General features: G+C 62.4%; 5 protein-coding genes. All 5 read left to right on the top strand.

Features of this window, described 5'->3' with window-relative positions:
- Positions 1–334: 334 nt before the first annotated feature.
- On the top strand, positions 335–874 hold the full coding sequence (locus tag EN914_RS31980) for a hypothetical protein (protein ID WP_127389526.1): 540 nt from the start codon (positions 335–337) through the stop codon (positions 872–874).
- Positions 875–998: 124 nt separating this feature from the next.
- Positions 999–1,295 carry a hypothetical protein gene (locus EN914_RS31975; RefSeq protein ID WP_127219394.1) on the top strand — a complete coding sequence of 99 codons (297 nt, stop codon included), beginning with the start codon at positions 999–1,001 and terminating at the stop codon, positions 1,293–1,295.
- Between the two features lie 2 nt (positions 1,296–1,297).
- Positions 1,298–1,633, top strand: coding sequence for a hypothetical protein (locus tag EN914_RS31970; protein WP_024503205.1), 336 nt, complete (start codon positions 1,298–1,300; stop codon positions 1,631–1,633).
- Positions 1,634–1,638: 5 nt separating this feature from the next.
- Positions 1,639–2,298, top strand: a complete 660-nt coding sequence (locus tag EN914_RS31965) for a DUF6441 family protein (RefSeq protein ID WP_024503204.1) — start codon at positions 1,639–1,641, stop codon at positions 2,296–2,298.
- The coding region (locus EN914_RS31960) for a hypothetical protein (protein WP_164779061.1) at positions 2,288–2,500 on the top strand (213 nt) is incomplete at its 3' end. The genes EN914_RS31965 and EN914_RS31960, both read left to right, overlap by 11 nt.

The following is a 2,500-nucleotide window of genomic DNA, read 5'->3' as shown; positions in this document are numbered from 1 at the left end:
ACCCGAGGGCGCCCCGCCCCCTATTGAGGTTCCCCACCGCCGTTCAGGCACACAATGGGGGGCCGCAAGGTGCGGGTTTCGCGCGTTTCCGCGATTCTGAAATTCTCGCTTTCCTATCCATAGCGGGCCGCCCGTTCGGCCTCGCACACCCTATTGCCCGACCGTTCCTGTCAGCCCGGTTGAGGCAAAAGAGCCGGATGGTTTCACAGCGGTTGCTGTCCGGCTCGTCAATCAAAGGCGCGGTCACGGCTTATCTTTTCAACGTGGCGTGCGTCGCGGCCAGGATGGTGTTGGTGCACGTCCTGGCCGCATCGATCAGAGGAAACCCCGTAGCATGATACCCAGCACGTTCTCGCCGGCATGGCGGGCCGCTGTCGAGCGCGGTGATGTCTCGCAGTTCAAGAGCCAATCCGACCTCGCCGCCTTCTTCCGCGCGACCAGTATGATTGGTGGTTGCTTCCAGGATCTTCCCGACAGCCAACAAGACAGGGTCGTTGGCCTTCGTGACCGTTTCCCGGCGGCCATAGCCGAGGCAAGGGCAGCAGCCACAAGAGAACGTGAGGCGGCCGACGGTGCGCCGCGCTACATCCTAGGCCGCACCAACCCGGAGCGCATACCGACACTCGCCGAGCTAAAGCCCGAACTCGACGCAATCGAAACAGAGATCGGCAATGTTCCGGACAAGCCGCCGAGCAAATCCGATGGTCAATCAACATGGGTCGAGGTGATCAAGCGCGTCAATGCCAAGCCTGCAAAGCGGACACGGGCAGAGATCGACGCGATGTGGACGAAGGCCACCGAGAAGGTGAATCGAGAACGCGGCTTCAACAGCCCCGCCAGAGAGATCTATGCCCGCCGCAACAGGCAGGCCTGACCGATGACGCCGGGTCCTTCCGACGCCGTACACGTGATGAGGGGACGCAAGGCGCATGTCCCTCGTAGAGATAGGCCGCGCCTAGGGGGTTCCGCCGCCAAGACCAATGCAAGCTTGGAGGCGCATGATGGACGGCAACATTGAAATTCTCGGACGGGCCGCGGCATTGGCGCGGGATGAAGGCTTTGCCGAAGGCAGGAAGCTCGGTGCAGCCGCAGAACGCGAACGCTTCAAGGCGATCGTCGACGTCTGCAAAGGCGATGGCAAGCTCCTAGTGGTGGCTCTCGATCTGGCGGTTGAGATCCCAGGCATGACAGCGGCGCGCACGGTCGAGGTGGCTCGCCGTTTCGCGAAAGCCAATTCACCGGCCAACCGCGACACGCTCCCCGATTCTCTTGCGCAAGCGCAGTTGAGGCCCTGACCATGAGCATTTGGGATCTCCACTACAACGCGTTGTATTCGTCTCCCCTGGCGGTCGACGCGGTGCTGGTCGTTGCCTGTGGTGACCCGCCCAGGACCATCCGGGCATTCGACAAGACCGCGCCCAAGACGATCAGTTTTCAGAGCGGCGATGTGCTGACCATCGCGCCGGCGGCCATGGTGCGAGCGTCCGACCTGGCCGACGTGGATCCAGCCGATCTGCGCGACGCCCAACTGACCCTGAACGGCAAGACGTGGCGTGTCGTCAATCACCAGCCCGTGCCGGCACCGACGGGCGAGGCTGGTGGCGAGATCATGTTGATGTTGTCGGAGGTCTGACCAGAATGGCCAAGCTGGGGTTCCGCTTCAACTCGCCGACTGGTGCGATCGAGCGCGCCATGAAGCGCAACCTTGAGGTTATGGCGAAGGCGGCCACAGGCGCCATGACCCAAGCCGCCACCAGCATCAAAAAGGAGGGCAGATCCGACATCGTGAGCGGCGGGTTTTCGAGGCGGTTCGCCAACTCTTTCAGGACCAACGTCTATCCGAAAACTGGAGCCTCACTCGGCGCGGCCGCTCTGGTTTTCGACACGGTCCCATACTTCGACATTTTCGAGACCGGCGGGCGCGTTGCTGGCAAGCCGATGCTGTGGCTTCCGCTGCCTTCCGCGCCCAAAAGGATAGGGCGCCAGCGCATGACAGCCGAACTCTACATCAAGAGCGTCGGCCCGCTGTTCACCATCAACCGGCCGGGCAAGGCGCCATTGCTCGCCGCCAATGTCGGGGTCTCCGCGAGAACCGGCAAGGTGGGTAAGCTCACCAGCGCCAAGCTGCGCAGGGGGGCGAGCGGTGGCGGCGCGAAACAGGCCGTGCCTTTGTTCGTCGGCGTCGATGACGTCACCCTGAAAAAGCGGTTCAACCTGCGCAGGATTACCGCCGCCCACGCTGCAAAGCTTGGCGCGTATTTCGCCGAAAAACTCAAGGACGAATTGAATGGCCAATGAGATCAAAACGCGCCTGTCCTTCGATGGTGTCGCCGACATCGTCGCCAATCTGAAGCGACTCGGCGCTGCGGGCGAACAGGCCTTTAAATCCATCCAGGCGGCGGCAAACCGCGCCGACTTCCAAAAGTTCACGGCGAGCTTGTCCAAGGCTCGTTCGGACCTCACCAGCTTCGTCAGGAACGTTGCCCTATTGGGTACAAGC

Source organism: Mesorhizobium sp. M7A.F.Ca.CA.001.08.2.1 (genome assembly GCF_003998455.1).
GTDB classification, from domain to species: Bacteria; Pseudomonadota; Alphaproteobacteria; order Rhizobiales; family Rhizobiaceae; genus Mesorhizobium; species Mesorhizobium ciceri.
The sequence above is the reverse complement of the archived record's forward strand: the minus strand, read 5'-3'. Positions and strand labels throughout refer to the sequence as shown.